The following is a 23,767-nucleotide window of genomic DNA, read 5'->3' on the forward strand; positions in this document are numbered from 1 at the left end:
AGCTTGACCGCCAGGTTGACAAACGGATGACGGGTTTTCGCAAGCGGGATCAGGCCGGCTGTGGCAGCCCCGCGGCCGCGAGTGCACTTTCCTGACGCCCGGCGAGCGCTTCGAGGGAGAAGCGCTCGATCTCCGCCTCGAACAGGCGATGGTAATTCAGCTCCGAGCGCAGGTGCAGGAAGACCGCCCCGAGACCGACCGCGGCCCGGTCCATGAACACGAATTCCTGAGGCACGGTCACCGGCCCGCGTTCCTTCAGCGCCTGATGCACCGAGAAGGCCTCGCGCCGTCCGTAGGCGCCGGGTTCGATGCCGTCGGCGACGGTGCGGGTGCGGTCCTCCAGAAGCGGGCCGTAGATGAAGCGGGCCCAGATGTTGAGGATGTCCACGGTCTCGCGGTCGAGCTTCTTGAAGCCCCACACCTCGTAGGCATGGACGATCCGGTCCCGGTCGTTCTCCAGCAGGCCGCGATAGAGATCGACCACGCCGCCGACGAAGCGCGGATGGAAGATGCGCACGCAGCCGTAATCGAGCAGGTTGATGCCCTGCGGCTCCCCGCCCTCGGAGAAGACGGTGTAGTTGCCGAGATGCGGATCGCCGTGGATGACGGCGGCGCGGCTGAACGGGTGCCACCACGCCTTGAACATCGCCTGCGCCAGCCGGTTGCGGATCTCGATCGGCGATTGTGCGAAATTCAGGATCTTGTCGCCGTCGAGCCAGCCGAGGCTCAGAAGCCGCTTCGTCGAGAGATCGGTGCGGACCTGCGGCACGCGGACCGAATCGATGTCCTTCAGGACGGCGCCGTAGAGGGCGGCGTGCTTGGCCTCCCGCTCGTAATCGAGCTCCTCGCGCACCCGCGCTCCGATCTCCTTGGCGATCTCGGTGGTGTCGAGCCAGGAATTCATACGGCGGTGGAAGGCGAAGGCCACCTGGAGCTGCTTGAGGTCGGCCTCCACCGCCGACTGCATGTCCGGATATTGGAGCTTGCAGGCGAGCGGCGTGCCGTCGAGGGCGGCGGCGCGGTGGACCTGCCCCAGGGAGGCGGCGGCCGCGGGCTTCAGGTCGAAGCTCTGGAACCGGCTCTGCCAATCGGCGCCGAGCTCGGCCATCATCCGCCGCTTGACGAAGGCCGCCCCCATCGGCGGCGCGTCGGCCTGGAGTTTTTGCAGTTCCGCCGCGTATTCGGGCGGGAGCAGGTCCGGCACGGTGGCGAGCAGTTGCGCCACCTTCATGATCGGGCCCTTGAGGCCGCCGAGCGCCTGCGCCAGCGCGGCGGCGTTGCTTGGCGCGGCGCCGTCCTTGCCGCCGAACAGGCGCGCGGCGGCCATCCGGGCGGCGACGCCGCCGACATTGGCGCCGACGCTGGCGTAGCGGCTCGCGCGGGCGGTGAAGCGGTTGGCTTCGCGGTCGGTCTCGGCCATGGCGCTGCGGATCGGTCCTGAGGGGGATTTGATCCGAGATAGGCGCGAGGCCGCTCCGCGGCGAGGGCGCTGGGACGGCGCGCCGCGGTGGTTACGCGGCGGGCCAGTTGTCGCGAATCCAGCGGGTGAGGTTGAACTCGTCGATCTTGCCCGCGGCGAGATCAAAGACGACGACCGTAGCTTCTGCGGGATTGGGCCGGAACGCGACGCCGTTCAAGCGCAGGAACATCACCATCGCGACGAAGGCGATCCGCTTGTTGCCGTCTACGAAGGCGTGGTTGCGGGCGAGGTCGAACGCGTAGGCCACCGCGAGCGAGGCGAGGTCCGCTTCGTCGTAGCGCCAGCGGTTGATTGGCCGGGCGAGCGCGGACTCGAATGCGTTTTCGTCACGCATCCCAGCGGGTCCGCCGAAACGCGCGAGTTGCTTGTCATGGGCAGCGATGACTTCCCCGGAGGTCAGCCAGCGGGGCTCGCTCATTTGGCCAGCGACCTGAACGTGTCGCGATACTCGTCCATGATCTCATCGACCACGGCCATCGCCTGGTCGAAGTTGGGATCGTATGGCGTCAGCCGCACGGCGCCGTCGGCCATCTGAGTGACATGCAGCCACTGGCCCTGCTGCAAGTTCAGCTGGGTGAGTAGCTCCTTCGGCAAGATCAGGCCTGTCGAGTTGCCGATCTTCTTGACTTCGAGCTTCATCGCGATCGGCTCCGTTATACAAAATGTATAACGGAGCCGATCGAAAATCGCTACCCTTCCATCGCCTCCAACTCGGCGATCATGCCCTCGATCATCCCCAGCCCGATCTGCCAGAAGCCCGGATCGCTGGCATCCAGTCCGAACGGCTTCAACAGTTCGCCGTAGGGCTTCGAGCCGCCCGCCGAGAGCAGCGCGAAGTAGCGCTCGACGAAGCCGGGCTCGGCCCGGGCGTAGACGCCGTAGAGCGAGTTCACGAGGCAGTCGCCGAAGGCGTAGGCGTAGACGTAGAACGGCGAGTGGATGAAGTGCGGGATGTAGGCCCAGAACGGCTCGTAGCCCTTGTCGAGGGTGATCGCCGGGCCGAGGCTCTCGGCCTGCACCGACATCCACAGGGCGTTGATCTCGTCGACGGTCAGTTCGCCCTTGGCGCGGGCCAAGTGCACCTTCCGCTCGAACGAGTAGAACGCGATCTGGCGCACCACCGTGTTGATCATGTCCTCGACCTTGGCCGCCAGCATCGCCCGGCGCTGGGTCGGGTCGGTGGTCTCGGCGAGCAGCTTGCGGAAGGTCAGCATCTCGCCGAACACGCTCGCGGTCTCGGCCAGCGTCAGCGGGGTCGGGGCCATCAGGGCGCCGTTGGGGGCGGCGAGCACCTGATGCACGCCGTGGCCGAGTTCGTGCGCCAGCGTCATCACGTCCCGCGGCTTGCCCTGGTAGTTGACCAGCACGTAGGGGTGGGCCGAGGGCACCGTCGGGTGGGCGAAGGCGCCGGGCGCCTTGCCGGGGCGGGTCGGCGCGTCGATCCAGCCGCCGTCGAAGAAGCGTCGGGCGATCCCCGCCATGTCCGGCGAGAAGGCGTTGTAGGCGTCGAGCACCGTGTCGCGGGCCTCCGCCCAGGGGATCGTGCGCTGCTCGACCTTCGGCAGCGGGGCGTTGCGGTCCCAGTAGGGCAAAGCCTCGACGCCGAACCACTTGGCCTTCAGCCGGTAGTAGCGGTGCGACAGCCGCGGATAGGCGGCGCGCACCGCCTCGACCATGGCGGCGACCACCTCCGGCTCGACGCGGTTCGAGAGGTGGCGGGCGTCCGCCACGTCCTTGAAGCCGCGCCAGCGGTCGGAGATCTCCTTGTCCTTGGCCAGCGTGTTGGTGATGAGCGCGAAGACGCGCAGGTTCGCCCGCAGCGTGTCGCCGAGCGCCAAAGCCGCCTCCTGGCGCACCGCGCCGTCGCGGTCCTGGAGCTTGTTGAGGGTCGGCTCAAGGGTCAGCTGCTCGCCCTGCACCGAGAAGCGGAGGGAAGCGATGGTCTCGTTGAACAGCCGGTCCCAGGCGGCGTTCGAGGTGACTGACTTCTCGAGGAACAGTTTTTCGGTGCGGTCGTCGAGCTGGTAGGGCTTTTCGGCCCGCAGATCCTCGATCCAGGGGCGGTATTGCGCGAGGGGACCCGCGGCCATGGCCCGGTCCATGACCGAATCCTCGACGCGGTTCAGCTCCAGCCCGAAGAACAGGAGGTCGCCGGAGGCCGCGGTCAGCCGCTCGCGGGTGTCGCCGTAGAACTTGGCGCGGGTCTCGTCGGTGGTGTCGCCGGAATAGACGAGGCCGGCGAACGACATCAGCCGGCCCATCAGATCCTCGATCGCCTCGAAGGCCGCCACCGCCCGGCCGAGTTCGACCGACGCATCGGGGCCCGCGGCGATCTCGGCGACCCGGCCGGCATAGCGCTCGGTGAAGGCGCGGGCCTCGGTCTCGGCCCGTTCGAGGTCGTCGCGGAAGGCCGGGGCATCGATGCCGGAATAGAGGTCGGAGAGGTCCCATTCGGGCAGCGGGCCGAGATCCGCCGCCTGGGCCGCGCTGCGCAGGGCCGCGAGACCGTCCGGAATCCGCACCGGTTCCGGGGACAGGGCAGCGGTGACGGCTCGGCTCGACATCGATGTGGCTTCCTCGCGAAGAGACGGGTCAAGGCCGGCGAGCCCGCCCGTGTTCCGGATGCCTGATATCGAGCGAGTTGCGTCGCCGATCAACTCGCCTTCACCGTCATCCGGGCAAGCGGGCTCCGGCCGCCGCCGGGGCCCGGACCCGCCCGGGACGCGTCGGCGGCTGGACGGCGCGGGAGGGTGGGCCCCCGCTTGCGCCTCGCCCGTCCCACTGCGACAAGCGCCGGACCGAAGATGCAGGCAGGCTACATGACCGCGGACGACGTCTTGGAAGAATTCCGCTCGGCTGGGGCGCTGCTCCAGGGGCATTTCATCCTGAGCTCGGGCCTGCGCTCGCCGACCTTCCTGCAGAAGATGACGATCTTCTCCGATCCGGTGCGGACCGAGCGGCTGTGCCGGGCGCTCGCCGAGGCGATCACGGCCCGGTTCGGGCGGATCGACATCGTGGTCTCGCCGGCCATCGGCGGCATCGTGCCGGGTTACGAGACCGCGCGGCATCTCGGCGCGAAGGCGATCTTCGTCGAGCGCGATCCCGGCGGGCCGTTCACCCTGCGGCGCGGCTTTTCCATCCCGGCGGGCACCCGCGCGGTGATCGTCGAGGACATCGTGACGACCGGCCTCTCGGCGCGGGAATGCCTCGCCTCGCTCGAGGGCGAGGCCGGCGAGGTGGTCGGCGCCGCCTGCCTGATCGACCGCTCCGGCGGGCGTGGCGAGATCGGGTTGCCGCTGGTCTCGCTCGCCGCCCTCGACATCCCGACCTACCCGGCCGACGCCCTGCCGCCGGAGCTGGCGGCGATCCCGGCAACCAAACCGGGCAGTCGTGCGACGGTGAAACCCTGATCGGCCGGGCGCGTCCGGGGCAATCCGAAGTCGGGCCGATCGTTTCGGGAATCATTGACGGTCCGCTACATTACAAAACCGCAACCGTGGGTCGGAGGTTATGCAACCCGGCTTACGGAAATATCTTGCACGCAAAATCGTTAACTTTTGTTTTTCTTGACACTTTGCGTGAGCTCGGCCAGACGAATTGCGTCAGCCTCTTCGGGGATCGTTCGATCCCGAGGTCGGTTGGTTCAAGGCCAGTGCATCATCGCCGCCGCACGCGGTCTCGGGACTGCGGACGACGGCGCGACGGCGCGGGCGTCTTTCGTACCTTACGATTTTATCGCGGACATTCTTTACCGCAATAGCGGTCGGCATTCTTCTTCCGCCTCGAACGCATGGACAGTCCAATGAGCGAACGACAACGTACGGCGATTTTTATCGACGGCGCCAATCTGTACGCCACCACGAAAGCGCTAGGCTTCGATATCGATTACAAGCGTCTTTTGAAGGACTTCCAGAGCCGCGACAACCTGATCCGGGCGTTCTACTACACCGCGATGATCGAGGATCAGGAATACTCCTCGATCCGGCCGCTGATCGACTGGCTCGACTATAACGGATACCGGGTCGTCACCAAGCCGGTCAAGGAGTTCACCGATTCCTCGGGCCGCCGCAAGATCAAGGGCAACATGGACATCGAGCTGGCGATCGACGCCCTCGAACTCTCGGCCCATCTGGACCACATGGTGCTGTTCTCCGGCGACGGCGACTTCCGTTCGCTGGTCGAGGCGGTGCAGCGCAAGGGCGTGCGCGTCTCGGTCGTCTCCACGATCCAGACCCAGCCGCCGATGATCGCCGACGACCTGCGCCGTCAGGCCGACGAGTTCGTCGAACTCGCCCATCTGGCCAACCGCATCGGCCGCGACCCGAGCGAGCGCCCGGTCCGGGCCCCCGGCGACGGCCCCCGCCGCGACTTCGCCGACCGCGCCCCCCGCGCCAATCCGGGCCTCGAAAGCCGCTACGGCATCCGCCCGCCGGCCCCGCCGTCGGACGATTCCGAAGTCTGATCCGGTTCGAAAGGGCGGCCGGAGACCGGAGGGTCCCGCCGCCCCGATCAGTTCCGCAGTCGCAGCGGCTGCGTCGCCGCGCGATCGAAGAGGGCGGCCGGGACGGCGCTCGGCGCAAGCCCCTTCGTGAAGCGGACCGCGGCCGCGCCCTCCGAGGTCCAGAGCATGCCGGGCGGCGTCGCCTCGGGCAGCGGGCGCACCTGGGCGATCCGCACCGGCGCCGTCGCCGCGGCGGCGGGCTGAGCCGCGCCGACGAACAGGCTGCGCACCTGCTCGCGGGGGTCGGCATCGGCCGGGACGAGCGGGGCCGGCGCCTCGGCAACCTCCGACACGGCGGCTTCGTCGGCCTGCGCGGCCGCGATCCCGGCGAGCCCCGAACCGTAGTCGAGCGAGGCGAGCTGGATCGGGCGGCGCGGCGGCAGCGGAACCGCGTGCGGGCCCGCGACCGCGAGGTCGGCGGGGCGGCGCGGGGGCAGCGGCGCGGCCACCGCGCCGGCGGGCACGGCCATGCCGGTCAGCAATTCCTTGGCCGAGGGCGTGCCCGGCTTGAGCGCGGCGTCGCGGAGCGCCTCCGAGGCGTTCGGGGCGGCGTAGGCGAGGGCCTGCGTCGCGGCTTGGGGCGCCGTGACGCCGGCCGACGGGTCGGCGCTCGCCACCACGACGCTGGCCTTGCCCCGGCCCTTGGTGGGTGCGGGAGCGCCGGCGACCGCCGTCGGAGCCGGGCCGGCAGCACCGCCGAACAGGGCGGCGAAGAAACCCTTCACGCCGGGACCGTCATCGGTCTCGTCGGCGCTCGCGACCGTGGTCTGGCCCATCACGGTGCCGCCGCGGGACAGGATCTCGGCGCGGGCCTCCTCGTAGCGGGCCAGCGGCTTGCCGTCGGCGGGGAGATGCACGGTCTTGCCGTCGGGGAACAGACGGGCGAGCTGGTCGCCCGTCATCCGGGGCCACGAGCGCACCGAGCCGACATCGAGATGGACGAAGGGCGAGCCCGAGCGCGGATACCAGCCGACGCCGCCGCGCTGGAGCCGCATGCCCGCGGCCCGGATCTGGTCGATGCTGGCATCGGTCAGGAAGAAATCGATGGCCTTGCCGGCCATGTGCTGGCTGGTCTCGGCGACGCCCGACGAGCGGCGGCGCAGCATGCCGTTGGTCTTGGGGCTGCGATAGCCGCAGACGATGCGCAGCGGGCCGGTCGAGCCGATGGAGCGCTGCGCCTCCCAGATCACGTCGAACAGCCGCGGATCCATCTTGGTGGCTTCGTTCTCGCGCCAATCGCGCAGGAGCCAGTTGAGCTGGTCGAGGGCCGCCCGGTCGTAGCGCCCGTCGCGCTTGAACACGACGGTGAGGCTCTCGCCGGTATGCTCGTGCACCATCGAGATCTGGCGGGTGTCGCCGTTGGCGACCGCATCCTGGGTGTCGGCGGTGCCGGCGACGAGCGCGGCGGCGACCGACACCGCGAAGACGGCGAGGCGCCGCCGGGGCATCATCGAGAGGGCAGGCACGCGGTTCCGCAGCAGACTCTGCAGCATGGTCCTCACCTCCGCCGATGGCTCGGGCTCGCCCGGCCCGTTGGGCCGCACGCCGACCGTCCTGGGGACCGGTAGGGGGCAACCGTGGCGATGCTGGGGGCCAACCGTGGCGGAAAAGTGCCGCGCAAGAGCGTCGGCGCACGCAGGCGCCGAAACCGCTGTGAATCGCGGTACCCGTGGCTACCAGAAGCTGCGGGTCTCCTGGCGCACCGGCTCGGATGGCCAGGGCTCGCCGAACATGTCGACGTTGCGCCGCGGCTCGGACCGGACCGCCTGACGCGGCGCCGGACGATGGACGTCGCGCACATTGCCCGAAGCCGGAGCCACGGGGCGGGTGACCGCCGCCTGCTTCGTCTTGGCCCCGGGGGCCCGCGCCACCGCGTCGGAGCGGGCGGCGAGGCCGAGCGCCACCTTCATCGGCCCGTCATAGCCGTAGAGGTCGTTCAGCGTCCGGTAGGTGCCGGCATCGTCCACATAGGCCGTGAAATAGGCGAGGTGGACCGGGAGCTTCTCCGGAAGCCGCAGGGTGCGCTCGCCCTTGCCGATCAGCTTCTTCAGCCGCTCCTCGGTCCAGTTCGGCAGCACCGCGTCGGCGAAGCGGAAGGGGTCGTCCACGCGCACGCAGCCGTGGCTGAAGGCGCGGGTCGTGGCCGAGAACAGCGAGCGGTTGGGCGTGTCGTGCAGGTAGACGGCGTGCTGGTTGGGGAACATGAACTTGATGAAGCCGAGCGCGTTGCGCTCGCCCGGCGGCTGACGCAGCGAGATCTGGCCGCCGCGGCGCACCACCTCGAACCCGGCGGTGCGGCCCGTGGCCAGCATCTGCTTCAGGATAGAGGGCGGCACGTACCAGGACGGGTTGACGACGGCATATTCCATCATTCCCGAGAAGGTCGGGGTCGGGCTCTCGGGCTTGCCGACGATGACGCGGGTCTCGTCCTTCAGGGCGCCGTTGCGGAAGACCCGCAGCTTGAATTCCGGGACGTTGACGAAGACGTAATCCGGCCCGAGCTCCGCCGGCAGCCAGCGCCAGCGCTCCATGTTGACGAGGATCTCGGCCTCGCCGCCGCCGGTCTTGGGCCGCTTGGCCGATTTCGACGTCGGCGCGTCCGTCGCATGGCCGGCGCGTAAGGAAGCGAGCCGGCTCTTGAGGGCGAGGTAGCCGGGCTGGCGCGGGTTGTAGGCCTGCAGCGTCTCGCCGGCCTTCTCGCCCGCGCTCGCCACGCGGGCCAGCGTCGCATCCGCCGTCGGCAGGTCGAGGGTCGGGGTGACGAGCTTGGAGATGGAGGCGGGGTTCATCCGCCCGCCCCGCGCGTCGCGGGCGTAGAGGGCGATCGCGGCCGAGAGCTTCAGGTCGGCTTCCGCCAGTTCCGCGTCGGTGTCCGGGCGGCCGAGCTTGCCCAGCACCGGCACCGGATAGGCACTTGCGTCGAGCCCATCCTCGGCCGCAGCGCGCAGGCGCCCGATCGCCGCGTTGGCGGCGGCGTTGAAGGCGCCGTTCTCGATCCAGGCCGGCTTGAAGTTGCCGAGCGCGTAGAAGGCCTGCATCGCCTCTCGCTCCTTGCCCGTGAGGCGCGCGAGCAGCGGCGCGGCATCGTTGAGCCGCGCGAAGACGGCGGCCGGCAGCGGCTCGCTCGGCGCCACCGGCGCGGGCGGGGCTTCCGCCGCCGGCGCCGGGGTCTCGGCGGCCGGAGCGGGGGGGGACGCCGGGTTCGAACTCTGAGCCGGGACTTGAGCCGGCGCATCGGCAGGGGGCGCTTCGACGGAAGGCGCGGCGGCGTCCGGCACGGCCGGGGCCTCGACCGCCGCCTTGCTGATGGCGGGCGCGATCTCCTCGCCGCGCACGGCCGGAGCGAGGGCGATGAGGGCCGCGAACGCGACGGACAGGGTCCGCAGGACGCTCGATCCGGCTCCGGTTTCAGCGTGCATGGCGGCAACTCCCTGGAAACGGCCGAGTTTGCCGCAACCGTCGTTAAAGATCATCGTTCCAAGCGCGACCGTGCGCAACCGCACGGTTCTTCCTTGTCGGCCTCAAGCGCCGGCGGCCGCGTCCGCGGCCTCAGGCTATCGCTCCGCTCGACGCCTCGGCTTAATGCCGAGGCCGCGGCGCGGGGCGCTCTTCGCGCCCGGCCATACGGGGCTGCCGCACGATCCGGGCGGGGACGAGGTCCGGATTTGCCAGCCGGTGCGGTGGCCGCGTCAGCGGCTCACGCCGCGTCTTCGGAGCGTTCCTCCTCGTCGAGGCCCAGTTCCTTGAGCTTGCGATAGAGGGTGGATCGGCCGATTCCGAGGCGGCGGGAGACTTCGGACATTCGGCCGCGGTAGAATTGCAGCGCGAAGCGGATGGTCTCCGCCTCGACCGCCTCCATCGTCTTCATCTCGCCGGTATCCTCGACGACCAGCGACATCGCGTGGGGATCGCGTACCTCGACGCGGACGATCTCGCGCACCGGCTCCAGCCCACCCGCCGGCAGGGCCGGCTGGTTCGGCACCGGCGGGATCCGCACGTCGAAGCCTTCGACCTGGGCGGCGATCTGCGGGAATTCCGCCACCGTCAGTTCGTCGCCGTCGGCCAGCACCACGGCGCGGAAGAGCGCGTTCTCCAGTTGGCGCACGTTGCCGGGCCAGGGATAGCGGGAGAGCAGCGCCATCGCCTCCTGGGTGATGCCGCGCAGGCGCTTGCCCTCTTCCGCCGCGAAGCGGGCGCAGAACGAGCGGACGAGGTCCGGAATGTCCTCGCGCCGCGCCCGCAGCGGGGGCAGGGTCATCGGGAAGACGTTGAGGCGGTAATACAGGTCCTCGCGGAACTTGCCCTGCTTGACGAGGTCGAGCAGCGACCGGTTCGTCGCCGAGATCAGGCGGATGTCGACCCGCACCGCCCGCTTGCCGCCGACGGGATCGACTTCCCCCTCTTGGAGCGCGCGCAGCAGCTTCACCTGGGCGTCGAGGGGCAGCTCGCCGATCTCGTCGAGGAACAGTGTGCCACCCGACGCCTCGACGAACTTGCCGACATGGCGCTCTGTGGCGCCGGTGAAGGCGCCCTTCTCGTGGCCGAACAGAGTGGATTCGACGAGGTTGTCGGGGATCGCGCCGCAATTGACGGTGACGAACGCCTTGCCGCGCCGATCCCCCGAGCCCTGGATCGCGCGGGCCAGCACCTCCTTGCCGACGCCCGATTCGCCCTCGATCAGCACCGGGATGTTGGACTTTGCCGAACGCTCGGCGAGCCGGATCACCCGGTCCATGTCCGGGCTCTTCGAGGCCAGATCCTTGAAGCCGAGCGAGCCGGAGGCGCGGCGGCGCATCCGGCGCACCTCCTCCTCCAGTTGATCGACCCGCAGCGCGTTCTTGATCGAGACCTGCAGCCGCTCGGCGCCCGCGGGCTTGACCACGAAGTCGACGGCACCCGCCCGCATGGCGTTGACGACGGCGTCGATCGAGCCGTTCGAGGTCTGGACGATGACCGGCGTGTCGATGCCGCCCTTTCGCATCTCGGCCAGAACGCCGAGCCCGTCCATGCCGCCCGGCATGACGAGGTCGAGCAGCACCACGTCGATGCCCTCGCCCGCGCGGAGCAGGTTGAGGCCGTCGAGACCGTTCTCGGCGATCTTCGCCTCGAAGCCGAGGCGGCGCACCATCGCCTCGGCGAGGCGGCGCTGCACGGGATCGTCGTCGATGATCAGGACGGTGGTGGACATGCGGGGCGCCTCGCTTTCCGCTTTTCCCGGCCGACCGCGCGCGGCGCACCGACATGCGGGGCCGATGGGGCGGGGCGGGCTGTTTCGTTTCGGCGCACAAGGTCGCCCAGATGCGTAAAGCGGCGCTTAACGACGCCCTCACTTTCCGTTCAAAAGGCTTTTGCCGGGCTCCGGCGGCCGCCGGAGCCCGATCCGCGGATCAGGGCATGAGCACGGTGTTGACGACGTGGATCACGCCGTTCGACTGCATCACGTTGGGCACGGTGACGGTGGCGGTGTTGCCCTTGGCATCGGTCACGAAGACCTTCTTGCCCTGCGTCTCGACCGAGAGCGCGGCGCCGTTGACGGTCTTGAGGACGGCCCGGCCGCCGCCTTCCTTGGCCAAAGCCGCCAGGTCCTTGGCGGTGAGCGCGCCGGGGACCACGTGGTAGGTCAGGATGCCGGTGAGCTGCGCCTTGTTCTGCGGCTGGACCAGCGTCTCGACCGTGCCCGGCGGGAGCTTGGCGAAGGCGGCGTTGGTCGGCGCGAACACGGTGAAGGGGCCGGGGCCCGACAGCGTCTCGACGAGGCCCGCGGCCTTCACGGCGGCGACCAGCGTGGTGTGATCCTTCGAGTTGACCGCGTTCTCCACGATCGTCTTGGAGGCGTACATCGGCGCGCCGCCGACCATCGGGTTCTTGGCGAGCGCCGGAACCGCCGCGGCGGCGAGGGCGACGCCGAGCGCGAGGCGAAGGAAGGTCTTGGACATGATGTCTCCCGTGTATCCACCCCTCCAGCGGGGGCGTCGCGGGCCTTTACGGAGACCGGGGGAGGAAAAGTTTCAGCCTCGGGCCGGGGGCATTCACGATTTTTCGACGCCGCCTTGACGAGGCGACGGGCCGAACGCCCTCCACGGCGACGAGTCCGGCGCCGGGAGGAACGGCGCCGAGAACGCTCGGGCGGCGCAGCTTCCGAAGACCTACCCGTTGATCCGCTCCACTCGGCTCACCGAGCGCTTGCCCCGCAGGTCCGCCACGATGGCGGTCAGGTGCTTCAGGTCCGGCACCGACAGGTCGATGGCGATGTCCGTAAAGTCCTGGGTGCGGCGCTTCATCGAGACGTTGTCGATGTTGCCGTCGTGCTCGGCGATGACCTGGGCGATCTGGGCGAGCGTGCCGGGCTCGTTCATCGATTCGAGCGCGATGCGGGCGGGGAAGCGCTCGTTCGAATCCTCCACGTCCCAGCGGACGTCGAGCCAGCGCTCGGGCTCGTTGTCGAAGGCGGCCAGCGCCGCCGACTGGATCGGGTAGATCGTCACGCCGACGCCCGGCGTCAGGATGCCGACGATGCGGTCGCCCGGTAGCGCGCCGCCGTTGGGGGCGAAGCTCACCGGCAGGTCGCCGGCCAAGCCCCGGATCGGGATCGGCCCTTGCGCCGAGCCGTCGCCCGCGAAGGTCAGGCGCATGGTCTGGTCGCCGGATTTGGTCAGGCGCCCGGCGGCGCCGTTGGCCGCGGGCCCGCCGGAGCGGCGCTCGTCCTTGAAGTCGGGATAGACCGCCTTCACCACGTCGCCGGAGAACATCTCGCCCCGCCCGACGGCGGCGAACACGTCGTCGGCGGAGGCACGCGCCAGCCGGGGGAGAGCGCCGCGCAGCTTGTCTTCCGAGAAGCTCTTGCCCGCGCGCTCGAAGGCGCGGTCGAGGATCTGGCGGCCGAGGCCGGCATATTGGCGGCGCACGGCGGCCCGCGTCGAGCGCCGGATCGCCGCCCGCGCCTTGCCGGTGACGACGAGGGATTCCCAGGCCGCGGGCGGCGCGGCGCCGTCCGAGCAGGCGATCTCGACCTCGTCGCCGTTGGCGAGTTCGTGCAGCAGCGGCGCGAGTCGGCCGTTGATCTTGGCGCCGACCGCCGAGTTGCCGATGTCGGTATGGACCGCATAGGCGAAATCGATCGGCGTCGCCCCCCGCGGCAGGGCGATCAGCCGGCCCTTCGGAGTGAAGCAGAAGACCTGATCCTGGAACAGCTCGAGCTTGGTGTGTTCGAGGAACTCCTCCGGCGAATCGCCCTCGGCGAGGAGTTCGATGGTGCGGCGCAGCCATTGATAGGCGCCGCTCTCGGTGGCGAGCCGGGGATGCACCTCGCCTTCGCCGGCCTTGGCGCCGTCCTTGTAGAGCGCGTGCGCCGCGATGCCGTATTCGGCGATCTCGTCCATCGCCGCGGTGCGGATCTGCAATTCGACGCGGCGCTGCTTCGGGCCGATCACCGTGGTGTGGATCGAGCGGTAATCGTTCTGCTTGGGCGTCGAGATGTAGTCCTTGTAGCGGCCCGGCACCATCGGCCAGCTGGTGTGGACGACGCCCAAAGCCGCGTAGCACTCGGCCAGGGTGCCGACGATGACGCGGAAGCCGACAATGTCGGACAGTTGCTCGAAGGCGACCGACTTGCGCTCCATCTTCGACCAGATCGAGTAGGGGCGCTTCAGGCGGCCCTTCACTTGCGCGGCGATGCCCTGGGCGGCCAACCGCGCGGTGAGATCGTGCTCGATGCTCTCGATGACGTTGCTGGACTTGGCCGAGAGGTCCTCGAGCCGCTTGGTGATGGTGGCGTAGACCTCGGGCTTGAGGACGCGGAAGGACAGGTCCTCCAATTCGTCGCGCATCTCCTGGATGCCCATGCGGCCAGCGAGCGGCGCGTAGATGTCGAGGGTCTCCTCGGCGATCCGGGTGCGCTTCTCCGGCGGCATGAAATGGAGGGTGCGCATGTTGTGGGTGCGGTCGGCCAGCTTGACCAGCAGCACCCGCACGTCCTCGGCCACCGCCAGCAGCAGCTTGCGGAAGTTCTCGCCCTGCACCGCCCGCTTCGAGACGAGATCGAGCCGCTTGAGCTTGGTCAGACCGTCGACCAGCGCCCGGATCTCGTCGCCGAAGATGTCGCGGATCTCGTCGAGCGTCGCGGCGGTGTCCTCCACCGTGTCGTGCAAAACGGCGGCGACGATGGTCGCGTCGTCGAGATGCAGGTCGGTGAGGAGGGCCGCCACCTCGAGCGGGTGGGCGAAGAACGGATCGCCCGAGGCGCGCTTCTGCGTGCCGTGCGCGCGCATGGCGTAGACGTAGGCGCGGTTGAGAAGCGCCTCGTTCGTGGCCGGGTTGTAGCGCTTGACCCGTTCCACGAGCTCGTATTGGCGCATCATCCGCCGAGGGTTCCTAGCAGCACGATCACAGGTCCGGCCGGGCTGGCCGCGACGCTCCGGCCTTACTGTCCCGCATCGGAGCCGCGCGCGCCAGATGCAAGGCGTCGCAGAACGCGCACGGCGGTGTTCCAAAACCCGCATGCGACGCATGCGCGGCGGGCCGGGCCCGGATTGCCATGACGGGGTGGGGCCAAAAGGAAGCGCCCGCCGCTCGGGATGCGAGGGCGGGCGCGAATCGCAAGGAATGCGAGAAACTTACTCGGCTTCGTCGTCCGTCTCGGTCGGCGGGGCGAGGTTTTCCAGGCCGCGGAGCAGGTCGTCCTCGCTCATGCGGTCGAACTGCACGTCCTTGTCGTCCGAGGAGGACTGGGGCGCCACCGCGGCGGCGGCCGGCGAGGAGGAGAGCAGCGGCACGGTCTCGGCCTCGGGCTCGTCCACCTCGACGTATTTCTGCATCGAGTGGATAAGCTGCTCCTTGAGATCCTCGGCGGTGATGGTCTCGTCGCCGATCTCGCGGAGCGCCACGACCGGGTTCTTGTCGCGGTCGCGCTCGATCGTCAGCGGGGCGCCGGCGGCGAGCAGGCGGGCGCGGTGGCTGGCGAGCAGCACCAGCTCGAACCGGTTCTCGACCTTCTCGATGCAGTCTTCGACGGTGACGCGAGCCATGCGAGGCGGCTCCTTCCTCGGGCAGAACGGACGATATGCGTGATGAACGCGCGTCTTACACCGGTTGGGGGCGGGCAACAAGCTGGGTGAATCGGGGTGTCCCATCCCCGTTCCGAACGGTTCCACGCGCCTGTGGACAGCCGAGCTTGCCCGGAACATTGCCAGAAACCTGCGGTTCCCCAGGCACTCCGACCTGCACCGGACGCGATCCGCGCGGCGCCATCGGAGGACTTCCCCCAGCCTTTCATGGTGGCCGGTTCGCCCGGTCCGTCGACGACGCTTGCCTGCGTTTTCTTGCCTGCCGTCTTCTTGCCCGCTCGCCCGAGGTACCATGCTGCTGCCCACCGACGACGCCGGCCATCCCCTTTCCGAGCGCTTCCGGCACTTCATCCGCCAACAGCCCTTCCCCTGTGTCGGCGCCAAATCCGCGCTGTCGCGCGGGCGCCTGAGGGTGATGGTCGCCCGCGACGTCGCCTCCGACCGCGACGACGGGCGCATCTATCCGGCGCTGCTCGCCTTCATCGCCCGCTATCGGAGCCGGCCCGAACTTTTTCAGAGCTTCGCGGTGGTGTTCGAGAACACGGGCCGCCTGTCCGAGGAGGCGTTCGAGGCGGCGCTGTGGGCGCGGATGCAGTCGCTGTCCGACCGCGACAGCGGGCTCGGGCACACGCACGACCCGCGGGTCGCGGCCGACCCGGACGATCCGCATTTCTCGATGAGTCTCGGCGGCGAGGGCTTCTTCATCGTCGGCCTGCATCCCGGCGCCAGCCGCAAGGCGCGGCGCTTCGAGGCGCCGGCCCTGGTGTTCAACCTGCACGACCAGTTCGAGCGGCTGCGCGAGGAGGGACGCTACGAGCGTCTGCGCGAGTCGATCGTCGAGCGCGACGTCGCCTGGGCCGGCTCTCCGAACCCGATGCTGGCCCAGCACGGCGAGCGCTCCGCCGCCCGCCAGTTCAGCGGCCGGGCGGTCCCGGAGGATTGGGTCTGCCCCTATCGGCGCCGGGCCGGCGCCCCGGATTACGACGCGCAGCAGATCGCCGCCGACCTGCGCCAGGGCGCCTTCCTGGCCGGCCAGATGGAGGGCTGAGGATGGCGACCGGCCCCGAGCGCGCCGACGCGCTTCTCGCCCTCGCCGACGCCGTGCGCGCCTCCGGTTACCGCTTCACCACGGTGACGCCGGCCTCCCACGCCCACGTCAATGCGCGGCCCGAGAATGCCCGCGCCCGAAACCTGCGCGACGTGCTCGGCTGGAGCCGCCCGTTCGAGGCCGGGCTGCTGCCCGCGGAACTGACCGACCTGATGGAGCGGGCCGGCATCCTCGGGCGCGATCCCGAGACCGGATTGTTCCGAGCCGCCTTGCGCCTGTCGAGCCTCGACGACGACCTGTTCTTCCATGCCGCCTACCCGCCGCTCGCCGCCGACGCGGTGTTCTTCGGCCCCGACACCGTGCGCTACGTCCGCGCCGTGCAGGCGCATCTCGACGCGCTGGCGCGGGAGGGCCGTCCGCTGCCGCGCCGTGTCGTCGATCTCGGCTGCGGCTCGGGTGCCGCCGGCATCGTGGTCGCCAAGCGCGTCCCCGAGGCCGAGGTGGTTCTGGTGGACATCAACCCCGCCGCGCTCGAACTCGCCGCGGTGAACGCGCGGGTGGCGGGCGTGGCGAACGTCCGCCCGGCGCTGAGCGACATGCTGTCGGGCGTCGAGGGCGGGTTCGACCTCATCGTCTCCAACCCGCCCTTCATGGTCGATGCCGGCGGGCGCGCCTACCGCGACGGCGGCGGCACGCTCGGCGCCGGCCTGCCCCTGCGGGTGGTGGAAGCCGCGACCGAGCGGCTGAACCCCGGCGGAAGCCTCGTCCTGTTCACCGGCTCGGCCATCGTCGAGGGCCGCGACGGCTTCCGCGAAGCGGCGACCGCCCTGTGCGACCGCGCCGGGTTGGATTGGGCCTACCGGGAATACGACCCCGACGCCTACGGCGAGGAATTGTCCGGCCCGGTCTACGCCGAGGTCGAGCGCCTCGCCCTTTGCGTCCTCACCGCGACGCGGAGGGCATGAGATGGCGGACGCGTCCGAGACCTTCCTGCGGGATGCGCTCGCCGGCCTCACGGCGCCCACCAAGACGCTGCCCGGAAAGTATCTCTGGGACGATACCGGCTCGGACCTGTTCGACCGGATCTGCGCCCATCCCGACTACTACCCGACGAAGCATGAGATGGCGCTTCTGCCCGAGGTCGCCGCCGACGTGGCGGGGATCGTCGGTGCGGGCGTCGGCGTGGTCGAGTTCGGGGCGGGGGCGAGCCGCAAGATCCGCGTGCTGCTCGACGCGATGGAGGCGCCCGAGGCCTACGTCGCCCTCGACATCTCGGGTGATTTTTTGGCCGCGGCCATCGCCCGGCTCGCGCCCGACTATCCGCACGTGACCATGACGCCGTTCGCCGCCGATTACTCGCGGCCGATCCGCCTGCCCGAGGGCCTGGCGGGCAAAAACGTGCTCGGCTTCTTCGCCGGCACCAGCATCGGCAATTTCTCGCCCGACGAGGCCGCGGGCTTCCTCGCCCGCGCCCGCGACACGCTGGGCGTCAGCCGCTTCCTCGTCGGCGCCGACCCGACCCGCGACCCCGACCGTTTGAAGCGGGCCTACGGCGCCTGCGACGGGCTGATGCCCGCGCTCCATCTCAACCTGCTCGCCCGGATGAACCGGGAACTGGGCGCCGATTTCGCCCTCGACAACTTCCGCCACGAGGCGCGGGTGGTGGACGCGCCGTTTCGGGTCGAGGCCCATCTCGTGGCGCTCCGCCCCGCGATCTACCGGCTTGGAGGCCGAGAGATCCGGTTCGAGCCGGGCGAGAGCATCCGCACCGACACCTCGCACAAATACGCCCCCGCCGCCTTCCGGGCCCTGGCCGAGCGCGGCGGCTGGAGGCCGGAGAAGATGTGGCTCGATCAGCAGGGTGCGTTCAGCCTGCACCTGCTGCGGGGGTGAGGCGAGCCGGCGCGGCATCAACGGCTGGGTAAGGTTGATGGGCTACCCCCGGACGATCCGGCGCGCCGGCCCGTGGGGGTCGGCCCGCCTGCCGCACGAAGGAGCGCCGCCATGGCCGCATCGCCTGCCCCCGCCGTCGACCCGTCCTCGGTCGCCGCCGACCAGCTCAAGAGCATCATCGAGCGCATCGAGCGCCTGGAAGAGGAAAAGGCCGGCATCGCGGGCGACATCAAGGACGTCTACGCCGAGGCCAAGGCCAACGGCTTCGACGTGAAGGTGCTGCGCAAGATCATCTCCCTGCGCAAGCGCGACCACGACGAGCGCCAAGAGGAGGAGGCGATCCTCGAACTGTACCTCCAGGCGCTGGGCATGGCCTAAAGCATCGTCCCGGACATCGGATCCGGGACGATGCTCTCCGTTGTTGGGCCGCATCGGCCCGAAAGCCGGTCCCCACCTTTCGGGCCGATGCTCACGGGGCGGGTTACGAACCCCGCCGACCGTCTCAGGCAGGCGGCCTCGAACGCCCTCGTCTGGTGTTAACGTGCGCTTCGCACATCGGACGGGGGATTTTCTTGATGGATCGATCGGGCCGTTTCGCCGCCCTCCTCACCCTCGCGGTCTGCGCCGCGCCGGGGCCCGCGTGGGCGGAATCCGATCCGCGGCTGACCGGGCTGTGGAAGCTCGTCTCCTACGAGGTCGAGGTCCGGGCCGACGGCAGCAAGGCGCCGGTGATGGGCGAGCGCCCCACCGGCTACGCCTACTTCACGCCCGAGAACCGCGTGTTCTTCGTGCTGACCGGCGAAGGCCGCAAGCCCGCCGAGACGGACGCCCAGCGCGCCGCCCTGATGGGGACGCTGGTCTCGTATAGCGGCACGTTCCGCACCGAGGGCGACAGCTGGACCGCCAAGCTCGACGTGGCCTGGGACCCGAAATGGGTCGGCACCGAGCAGACCCGCATGTTCACCCTCGACGGCGAGCGCCTGCGGGTGCTGACGCCCTGGCGCGTCATGCCCAACTGGGCCGACAAGGGCGAGACCCGCAGCATCGTCACCTTCGTGCGCGGCAAGGACTGATCGGCCGCCTCACGCCTCGGCGTCGAGCCAGGCGACCACCGCCTCGGCGCTGCGGTCCGGCGGGAAGACCGGGTAGAACACCTTCGCGACGGCGCCGTCGTCGATCACCAGGGTGAGGCGCTTCAGCAGGACCTCGCCGCCGGCCTCGAAGGTCGGCAGGCGCAGGGCCAGGGTCAGCGCCCGGGAACGGTCGGACAGGATCGCGTAGGGCAGATGGAGACGCGCCGCCGCCTCGCGCTGGTGCGGCCCGTCCTGGGTCGAGAGCCCGAACACCCGCGCGACCCCGCGCCCGAGCAGGTCGGCATGGGCGTCGCGGAAGGCGCAGGCCTGCGGCGTGCAGCCCCGCGCCCCGGGGATCGCGTCCCAGTCCTCCACGAGATTCGGCTGGCCCGGCACGCCGGTGCGCGGATAGGCGAAGACGACGGTACGGCCGGGCAGCCGGGCCAGCGAGACGAGGCTGCCATCGGTCGCCCGCAGGGCCACGTCGGGCAGCTTGAGACCGGTCAGTTGATCGGCGGCGCCGTCGTCGGAAGGCGCCGGAAGGTCGTCGGGCAATCGAGTATAATCGGGTGCGGTCATCGAGTGCGCTCGATCGGGGACTCAGCCCTTGTCGCGCATCAGCCGGGCCTTGTCGCGCTGCCAGTCGCGCTCCTTCACGCTCTCGCGCTTGTCGTGGAGCTGCTTGCCCTTGCCCAGCCCCAGCTCGACCTTCGCCCGGCCCTTGTCGTTGAAGTAGATCTTCAACGGGATCACCGTGTAGCCCTGGCGCTGGGTCGCGCCGATCAGCTTGTTGATCTGGCGGCGGTGCAGCAGCAGGCGGCGGGGCCGCTTGGTGTCGTGGTTGAAGCGGTTCGCCTCCAGGTATTCCGGGATGTAGGCGTTGAACAGCATCAGGTCGTTGCCCGACGGGCCGGCATAGGATTCGCCGATGGTCGCCTTGCCGCCGCGCAGGGACTTCACCTCGGTGCCGGTCAAGGCGATGCCGGCCTCGATCACGTCCTCGATGGCGTAGTGGTAGCGCGCGGAGCGGTTGTCGGCGACGACGCGCCGGCCGGGTTCGGGTTTGGGTGCCATTTTCTTGTCGTTCGAAGCCTGAAGGCGGCGGTCCTCCGATATGGGGACCGCCGGGTCCGGCGGCGAGGCTTCAGATCAACCCGGCATGCGCCAGCGCGGCATCGACCGCCTTGCGGCAGCCCTCGGTGGCCGGCACCAGCGGCAGGCGCACCTCCTCGGACATCAGGCCGAGGCGCGACAGGGCATACTTCGCCGGCACGGGGTTCGACTCGTAGAACATGTTGACGTGCAGCGGCATCAGCCGGTCCTGGATCGCCAGCGCCTTGGCGAAGTCGCCCTTGAGCGTCGCCTCCTGCAGGTCGGCGCAGAGCCGGGGCGCGACGTTCGAGACGACCGAGATGCAGCCATGGCCGCCATGGGCGTTGAAGCCCAGCGCCGTCGCATCTTCGCCAGAAAGCTGGATGAAATCTTCTCCCAAAGCCTGCCGCTGGAGGCTGACGCGGTCGATCTTGGCCGTGGCGTCCTTCACGCCGGCGATGTTCTTCAGCTCGAACAGCCGCTTCATCGTGTCGACGCTCATGTCGACCACGGAGCGGCCGGGGATGTTGTAGATGATGATCGGGATGCCGACGGCGTCGTTGACGGCCTTGAAGTGGGCGTACAGCCCGTCCTGGGTCGGCTTGTTGTAGTAGGGCGTGACCGTGAGCACCGCGTCCGCGCCGACGCTTTCCGCATGACGGGCCCGCGCCACCGCCTCGGCGGTCGAGTTCGAGCCGGCGCCCGCGATCACCGGCACCCGGCCGTTGGCCTCGCGGATGCAGGTCTCGACCACGCGATCGTGTTCGGCGTGGCTCAGGGTCGGGCTCTCGCCGGTGGTGCCGGTGGGTACCAGAGCGTGGGTGCCCTGCTCGATCTGCCAGTTCACGAACTTTCGGAACGCCGCCTCGTCGAACGCGCCGTCGCGGAAGGGGGTCGCGAGCGCGGTCATCGAACCGCGGAGGCGGGCGTGGGTCTCGGTCATCCTGGCGTTCCCGGCCGTACTTCTCGTGTCCTCGCGCGGGCCCGGCTCCGGAGCCGCCCGCCGACGGGACGCGCAGACATAGGCGCTCGCTTGGCCGTAAGCAAACGCTTCGCGGGTGCCCCGGCCGCCGAAGCGGAGGCCGGTTCGACACGGGCCGGCGCGCCGACAGGACGAGCCGGGGATGGGCGCGGATCCGTCAGGATCGGCGTTCGATTTCCGGCGTGGTTTATCCCTTCTTAACGACCCGGAGGCCAGCTTAAGGCTTGGCCTCACGAGTCGGGGTGTCTTCACACATGGCGTTCCCCGCCCGCTCCCTGCCCCTGATCCTCGGTCTCGCGCTGACCGGCAGCGCCGTGCTGGCCGCCCAGCAAGGTGAGATCCGCAACCCGAACCCGGCCTCCGCCCCGCAGGTGCCGGCGAGCGACGCCACCGCGCCCGCCGCGCAGATGAAGGACGAGGCCAAGCCTGCCGCCGACCCGGTCGCGGCCGATGCGCTGCGCCTCGATCCGAAGGGGACCGGCGAGGCGGCGCCCGACAAGGCGTTGCCCGCTGCCGCCTCCGGCTACGCCTCGACCGATTCGGATGCGCCGGTCGCCTTCCCGCTCCCCGACGCCTCAGTCTCGCCCGCCGCCCCCGCGCCGGAGGTGCCCGATCCGAACCGCCCGGTCCTGTCCGGCGAGACCGATCTGGGCCAGCTGCGGCAGGCGATCGACCTCTATCGCAAGGGCAAGGTCTCGGACGGCGACCGGCTGGCGGCGGGCTTCACCGATCCGGCCGCCCGCGCTCTGCTCGAATGGGTGGCGATTCGCGCCGGCGCCGGCATCGGCTTCGAGCGGGTCGTGGCCTTCACCCGCGCCAATCCGGATTGGCCCGCCGGCCCGCTGCTGCGGCGGCGTGCCGAGGAGATGCTGCTTTCGGAGAAGAAGAGCCCCGCCGTCGTCCGGGCCTTCTTCGCGACCTCGAAGCCCGCGAGCGCGCCGGGCAAGTTCGCCCTCGCCCTGGCGCTGCGCGCCGACGGGCTCGATGCGGATGCCGCCGCTTTGGTGCGCGACCTCTGGCGCGAGGACAGCTTCGGCAAGAGCCTCGAGACCAAGGTGGCCGACGCCTTCCCCGGCGTGCTCACCGTGATCGATCACCGCGCCCGGATGGAGCGCGCCCTCCTCAAGGAGGATTACACGGCGGCGAGCCGCGCCGCGGACTATGCGGGCGGCTCCTATGCCAGCCTCGTGCGGGCCCGCCGTGCCGTCGAGAACAAGTCGGGCGCCGCCGCGGCGCTCAACGCGGTGCCGCCGTCCCTGCGCAACGACGCTTCCTACCTCCTGTCCCGGGCGCAGTATTTCCGCCGCGCCGACAAGACCGAGGAGGCCGCGAAGGTCCTGCTCGCCGCGCCCTCCAATCCCGAGATCCTGATCGACGGCGACGAGTGGTGGGTCGAGCGCCGCATCGTCGCCCGCAAGCTGATGGATGCGGGCGACGCCAAAACCGCGCAGGCCGTCGCGGCGGGCCATTCCGCCCGCACCACCGAGAAGCGGATCGAGGCCGAGTTCCACGCCGGTTGGATCGCCCTGCGATTCCTCAACGATCCGGCCGAGGCCGAGCGCCGCTTCGCCCAGGCCGCCGCGGTCGCCGAGACGCCGATCTCGCTGGCACGCGCCGCCTACTGGCAGGGCCGCGCGGCCGAGGCCGCCGGAAAGGCCGCGGAGGCCAAGGGGTTCTATGAGCGCGCCGCGCTCCAGCCGATCGCCTATTACGGCCAGCTCGCCCGGGCCAAGCTCGGCCAGAACAGCCTGCCCCTGCGCAAGGCCGCGGAGTTGTCGGCCCCGGCGCGGACCGCCTTCGACGACCGTCTGTTCGTGCGGGGCCTCAAGCTCCTGGCGGCGGCGAGCCTCAAGGAATTGGCGCTGCCGCTCTACATCGATGCGGCGAAGTCGCTGACCGACGAGGCGCAGGTCAACGCCCTCGGCGAGACGGCGGTGGAGGTGAAGGACGCTCGCGCCCTCGTCGCCATCGGCAAGCTCGCGACCCAGCGGGGGCTGGCGCTCGACGCCCACGCCTACCCGACCATCGGTATTCCCGAATACGAGACCTTTACGGCGGTGCCGCAGGTCGAGCGGGCCATGGTGTTCGCCATCGCCCGGCAGGAGAGCCAGTTCGATCCCCGCGCCCAATCCGGCGTCGGCGCCCGCGGCCTGATGCAGATGATGCCGGCGACCGCCCAGCGCACCGCGCGGCGGGTCTCGACCTCCTACGACACCGACCGCCTCACCAGCGATCCGGCCTACAACGCGCGGCTGGGGCAGGCCCATCTCGGCGAGCTGATGGAGGATTGGAAGGGCTCCTACATCCTCGCCTTCGCCTCCTACAACGCGGGCGGCGGCAACGTGAAGAAGTGGATCGACGCCTATGGCGATCCGCGCCGGCCAGAGGTCGACGCCGTCGACTGGGTCGAGCGCATCCCCTTCACCGAGACGCGCAACTACGTGCAACGGGTGATGGAGAACCTGCAGGTCTATCGCAACCGCCTCGACGGCAAGAGCACGCTCGCCATCGAGCGCGATCTCGCCCGCGGCGCCCGAGCCGCCGTGAGCGCCGAAGCGCAGCCTTGAGGTAACGGGTTACCGAAGGCCAGGCCCTTCGGCGGGGCGTCGGGGCAGAGCCCCGACATGACGACGAAA

21 protein-coding genes are annotated in these 23,767 nt (G+C 70.1%); 8 read left to right on the forward strand and 13 right to left on the reverse strand.

Going from position 1 to position 23,767, the window contains the following annotated elements:
* Window positions 1–49 precede the first annotated feature (49 nt).
* The 4 genes from BM140_RS12690 to BM140_RS12705 all read right to left on the reverse strand — a co-directional run bounded on the left by BM140_RS12690 (window position 50) and on the right by BM140_RS12705 (window position 4,044).
* Complete coding sequence (locus BM140_RS12690) at window positions 50–1,420, reverse strand: ABC1 kinase family protein (RefSeq protein ID WP_091946461.1); 1,371 nt, start codon at window positions 1,418–1,420, stop codon at window positions 50–52.
* Between the two features lie 91 nt (window positions 1,421–1,511).
* A complete protein-coding gene (locus tag BM140_RS12695; RefSeq protein WP_091946466.1) occupies window positions 1,512–1,898 on the reverse strand; it encodes a type II toxin-antitoxin system death-on-curing family toxin in 387 nt (128 codons plus the stop codon).
* Window positions 1,895–2,119, reverse strand: coding sequence for an AbrB/MazE/SpoVT family DNA-binding domain-containing protein (locus BM140_RS12700; protein ID WP_091946469.1), 225 nt, complete (start codon window positions 2,117–2,119; stop codon window positions 1,895–1,897). Before BM140_RS12700 ends, BM140_RS12695 begins: the two co-directional genes overlap by 4 nt.
* Window positions 2,120–2,169: 50 nt before the next feature.
* Window positions 2,170–4,044 carry a M3 family oligoendopeptidase gene (locus BM140_RS12705; RefSeq protein ID WP_091946473.1) on the reverse strand — a complete coding sequence of 625 codons (1,875 nt, stop codon included), beginning with the start codon at window positions 4,042–4,044 and terminating at the stop codon, window positions 2,170–2,172.
* A gap of 255 nt (window positions 4,045–4,299) precedes the next feature.
* Between BM140_RS12705 and pyrE the strand changes: the two genes are divergently transcribed.
* The gene (gene pyrE / locus BM140_RS12710) at window positions 4,300–4,890 is read left to right on the forward strand and encodes an orotate phosphoribosyltransferase (RefSeq protein WP_091946611.1); all 591 of its coding nucleotides are present in this window, start codon (window positions 4,300–4,302) and stop codon (window positions 4,888–4,890) included.
* Window positions 4,891–5,282: 392 nt separating this feature from the next.
* On the forward strand, window positions 5,283–5,942 hold the full coding sequence (locus BM140_RS12715) for a LabA-like NYN domain-containing protein (protein ID WP_091946477.1): 660 nt from the start codon (window positions 5,283–5,285) through the stop codon (window positions 5,940–5,942).
* 47 nt (window positions 5,943–5,989) lie between these two features.
* Here the strand turns inward: BM140_RS12715 and mepK are convergent, their stop codons facing one another.
* The 6 genes from mepK to rpoZ form a co-directional block, all read right to left on the reverse strand.
* Window positions 5,990–7,474, reverse strand: a complete 1,485-nt coding sequence (mepK, locus tag BM140_RS12720) for a peptidoglycan L,D-endopeptidase MepK (RefSeq protein ID WP_091946480.1) — start codon at window positions 7,472–7,474, stop codon at window positions 5,990–5,992.
* A 180-nt stretch (window positions 7,475–7,654) separates the two neighbouring features.
* Window positions 7,655–9,400 carry a L,D-transpeptidase scaffold domain-containing protein gene (locus BM140_RS12725; protein ID WP_091946614.1) on the reverse strand — a complete coding sequence of 582 codons (1,746 nt, stop codon included), beginning with the start codon at window positions 9,398–9,400 and terminating at the stop codon, window positions 7,655–7,657.
* A 278-nt stretch (window positions 9,401–9,678) separates the two neighbouring features.
* Window positions 9,679–11,169: a sigma-54-dependent transcriptional regulator gene (locus BM140_RS12730; RefSeq protein ID WP_091946482.1), complete on the reverse strand. Its 1,491-nt coding sequence runs from the start codon at window positions 11,167–11,169 to the stop codon at window positions 9,679–9,681.
* A gap of 199 nt (window positions 11,170–11,368) precedes the next feature.
* Complete coding sequence (locus tag BM140_RS12735; RefSeq protein ID WP_091946485.1) at window positions 11,369–11,917, reverse strand: fasciclin domain-containing protein; 549 nt, start codon at window positions 11,915–11,917, stop codon at window positions 11,369–11,371.
* 210 nt (window positions 11,918–12,127) lie between these two features.
* The gene (locus BM140_RS12740) at window positions 12,128–14,338 is read right to left on the reverse strand and encodes a RelA/SpoT family protein (RefSeq protein WP_091946488.1); all 2,211 of its coding nucleotides are present in this window, start codon (window positions 14,336–14,338) and stop codon (window positions 12,128–12,130) included.
* 255 nt (window positions 14,339–14,593) lie between these two features.
* On the reverse strand, window positions 14,594–15,004 hold the full coding sequence (rpoZ, locus tag BM140_RS12745) for a DNA-directed RNA polymerase subunit omega (RefSeq protein ID WP_091946491.1): 411 nt from the start codon (window positions 15,002–15,004) through the stop codon (window positions 14,594–14,596).
* A 331-nt stretch (window positions 15,005–15,335) separates the two neighbouring features.
* Between rpoZ and gntA the strand changes: the two genes are divergently transcribed.
* The 5 genes from gntA (at window position 15,336) to BM140_RS12770 (ending at window position 19,057) form a co-directional block, all read left to right on the forward strand.
* Window positions 15,336–16,091 carry a guanitoxin biosynthesis heme-dependent pre-guanitoxin N-hydroxylase GntA gene (gntA, locus tag BM140_RS12750; RefSeq protein WP_091946494.1) on the forward strand — a complete coding sequence of 252 codons (756 nt, stop codon included), beginning with the start codon at window positions 15,336–15,338 and terminating at the stop codon, window positions 16,089–16,091.
* A 2-nt stretch (window positions 16,092–16,093) separates the two neighbouring features.
* Window positions 16,094–17,056 (forward strand): class I SAM-dependent methyltransferase, encoded by a 963-nt coding sequence (locus BM140_RS12755; RefSeq protein WP_091946496.1) that lies wholly within the window; start codon window positions 16,094–16,096, stop codon window positions 17,054–17,056.
* A gap of 1 nt (window position 17,057) precedes the next feature.
* Window positions 17,058–17,984, forward strand: coding sequence for an L-histidine N(alpha)-methyltransferase (gene egtD / locus BM140_RS12760; protein ID WP_091946501.1), 927 nt, complete (start codon window positions 17,058–17,060; stop codon window positions 17,982–17,984).
* A gap of 111 nt (window positions 17,985–18,095) precedes the next feature.
* Window positions 18,096–18,362, forward strand: a complete 267-nt coding sequence (locus BM140_RS12765; protein ID WP_003601858.1) for a DUF2312 domain-containing protein — start codon at window positions 18,096–18,098, stop codon at window positions 18,360–18,362.
* Window positions 18,363–18,559: 197 nt separating this feature from the next.
* The gene (locus BM140_RS12770) at window positions 18,560–19,057 is read left to right on the forward strand and encodes a lipocalin-like domain-containing protein (RefSeq protein WP_091946504.1); all 498 of its coding nucleotides are present in this window, start codon (window positions 18,560–18,562) and stop codon (window positions 19,055–19,057) included.
* A gap of 9 nt (window positions 19,058–19,066) precedes the next feature.
* Here the strand turns inward: BM140_RS12770 and BM140_RS12775 are convergent, their stop codons facing one another.
* The 3 genes from BM140_RS12775 to dapA form a co-directional block, all read right to left on the reverse strand.
* Window positions 19,067–19,636 (reverse strand): peroxiredoxin, encoded by a 570-nt coding sequence (locus BM140_RS12775; protein WP_091946507.1) that lies wholly within the window; start codon window positions 19,634–19,636, stop codon window positions 19,067–19,069.
* A gap of 21 nt (window positions 19,637–19,657) precedes the next feature.
* Window positions 19,658–20,131 carry an SsrA-binding protein SmpB gene (gene smpB / locus BM140_RS12780; protein WP_091946509.1) on the reverse strand — a complete coding sequence of 158 codons (474 nt, stop codon included), beginning with the start codon at window positions 20,129–20,131 and terminating at the stop codon, window positions 19,658–19,660.
* A 70-nt stretch (window positions 20,132–20,201) separates the two neighbouring features.
* The gene (dapA, locus tag BM140_RS12785; protein ID WP_091946512.1) at window positions 20,202–21,092 is read right to left on the reverse strand and encodes a 4-hydroxy-tetrahydrodipicolinate synthase; all 891 of its coding nucleotides are present in this window, start codon (window positions 21,090–21,092) and stop codon (window positions 20,202–20,204) included.
* A gap of 293 nt (window positions 21,093–21,385) precedes the next feature.
* On the opposite strand from dapA, the gene BM140_RS12790 reads away from it, so the two are divergent.
* Window positions 21,386–23,698 (forward strand): lytic transglycosylase domain-containing protein, encoded by a 2,313-nt coding sequence (locus BM140_RS12790; RefSeq protein WP_091946514.1) that lies wholly within the window; start codon window positions 21,386–21,388, stop codon window positions 23,696–23,698.
* Window positions 23,699–23,767 lie beyond the last annotated feature (69 nt).

The sequence above is a fragment of the Methylorubrum salsuginis genome (genome assembly GCF_900114375.1).
GTDB lineage: Bacteria > Pseudomonadota > Alphaproteobacteria > Rhizobiales > Beijerinckiaceae > Methylobacterium > Methylobacterium salsuginis.

What these genes read in the sequence shown, in the direction of transcription:
- BM140_RS12690 (WP_091946461.1), bottom strand. Translation starts at nt 1,420, where the DNA reads ATGGCCGAGACCGACCGCGAAGCCAACCGCTTCACCGCCCGCGCGAGC.
- BM140_RS12695 (WP_091946466.1), bottom strand. Translation starts at nt 1,898, where the DNA reads ATGAGCGAGCCCCGCTGGCTGACCTCCGGGGAAGTCATCGCTGCCCAT.
- BM140_RS12700 (WP_091946469.1), bottom strand. Translation starts at nt 2,119, where the DNA reads ATGAAGCTCGAAGTCAAGAAGATCGGCAACTCGACAGGCCTGATCTTG.
- BM140_RS12705 (WP_091946473.1), bottom strand. Translation starts at nt 4,044, where the DNA reads ATGTCGAGCCGAGCCGTCACCGCTGCCCTGTCCCCGGAACCGGTGCGG.
- pyrE (WP_091946611.1), top strand. Translation starts at nt 4,300, where the DNA reads ATGACCGCGGACGACGTCTTGGAAGAATTCCGCTCGGCTGGGGCGCTG.
- BM140_RS12715 (WP_091946477.1), top strand. Translation starts at nt 5,283, where the DNA reads ATGAGCGAACGACAACGTACGGCGATTTTTATCGACGGCGCCAATCTG.
- mepK (WP_091946480.1), bottom strand. Translation starts at nt 7,474, where the DNA reads ATGCTGCAGAGTCTGCTGCGGAACCGCGTGCCTGCCCTCTCGATGATG.
- BM140_RS12725 (WP_091946614.1), bottom strand. Translation starts at nt 9,400, where the DNA reads ATGCACGCTGAAACCGGAGCCGGATCGAGCGTCCTGCGGACCCTGTCC.
- BM140_RS12730 (WP_091946482.1), bottom strand. Translation starts at nt 11,169, where the DNA reads ATGTCCACCACCGTCCTGATCATCGACGACGATCCCGTGCAGCGCCGC.
- BM140_RS12735 (WP_091946485.1), bottom strand. Translation starts at nt 11,917, where the DNA reads ATGTCCAAGACCTTCCTTCGCCTCGCGCTCGGCGTCGCCCTCGCCGCC.
- BM140_RS12740 (WP_091946488.1), bottom strand. Translation starts at nt 14,338, where the DNA reads ATGATGCGCCAATACGAGCTCGTGGAACGGGTCAAGCGCTACAACCCG.
- rpoZ (WP_091946491.1), bottom strand. Translation starts at nt 15,004, where the DNA reads ATGGCTCGCGTCACCGTCGAAGACTGCATCGAGAAGGTCGAGAACCGG.
- gntA (WP_091946494.1), top strand. Translation starts at nt 15,336, where the DNA reads ATGCTGCTGCCCACCGACGACGCCGGCCATCCCCTTTCCGAGCGCTTC.
- BM140_RS12755 (WP_091946496.1), top strand. Translation starts at nt 16,094, where the DNA reads ATGGCGACCGGCCCCGAGCGCGCCGACGCGCTTCTCGCCCTCGCCGAC.
- egtD (WP_091946501.1), top strand. Translation starts at nt 17,058, where the DNA reads ATGGCGGACGCGTCCGAGACCTTCCTGCGGGATGCGCTCGCCGGCCTC.
- BM140_RS12765 (WP_003601858.1), top strand. Translation starts at nt 18,096, where the DNA reads ATGGCCGCATCGCCTGCCCCCGCCGTCGACCCGTCCTCGGTCGCCGCC.
- BM140_RS12770 (WP_091946504.1), top strand. Translation starts at nt 18,560, where the DNA reads ATGGATCGATCGGGCCGTTTCGCCGCCCTCCTCACCCTCGCGGTCTGC.
- BM140_RS12775 (WP_091946507.1), bottom strand. Translation starts at nt 19,636, where the DNA reads ATGACCGCACCCGATTATACTCGATTGCCCGACGACCTTCCGGCGCCT.
- smpB (WP_091946509.1), bottom strand. Translation starts at nt 20,131, where the DNA reads ATGGCACCCAAACCCGAACCCGGCCGGCGCGTCGTCGCCGACAACCGC.
- dapA (WP_091946512.1), bottom strand. Translation starts at nt 21,092, where the DNA reads ATGACCGAGACCCACGCCCGCCTCCGCGGTTCGATGACCGCGCTCGCG.
- BM140_RS12790 (WP_091946514.1), top strand. Translation starts at nt 21,386, where the DNA reads ATGGCGTTCCCCGCCCGCTCCCTGCCCCTGATCCTCGGTCTCGCGCTG.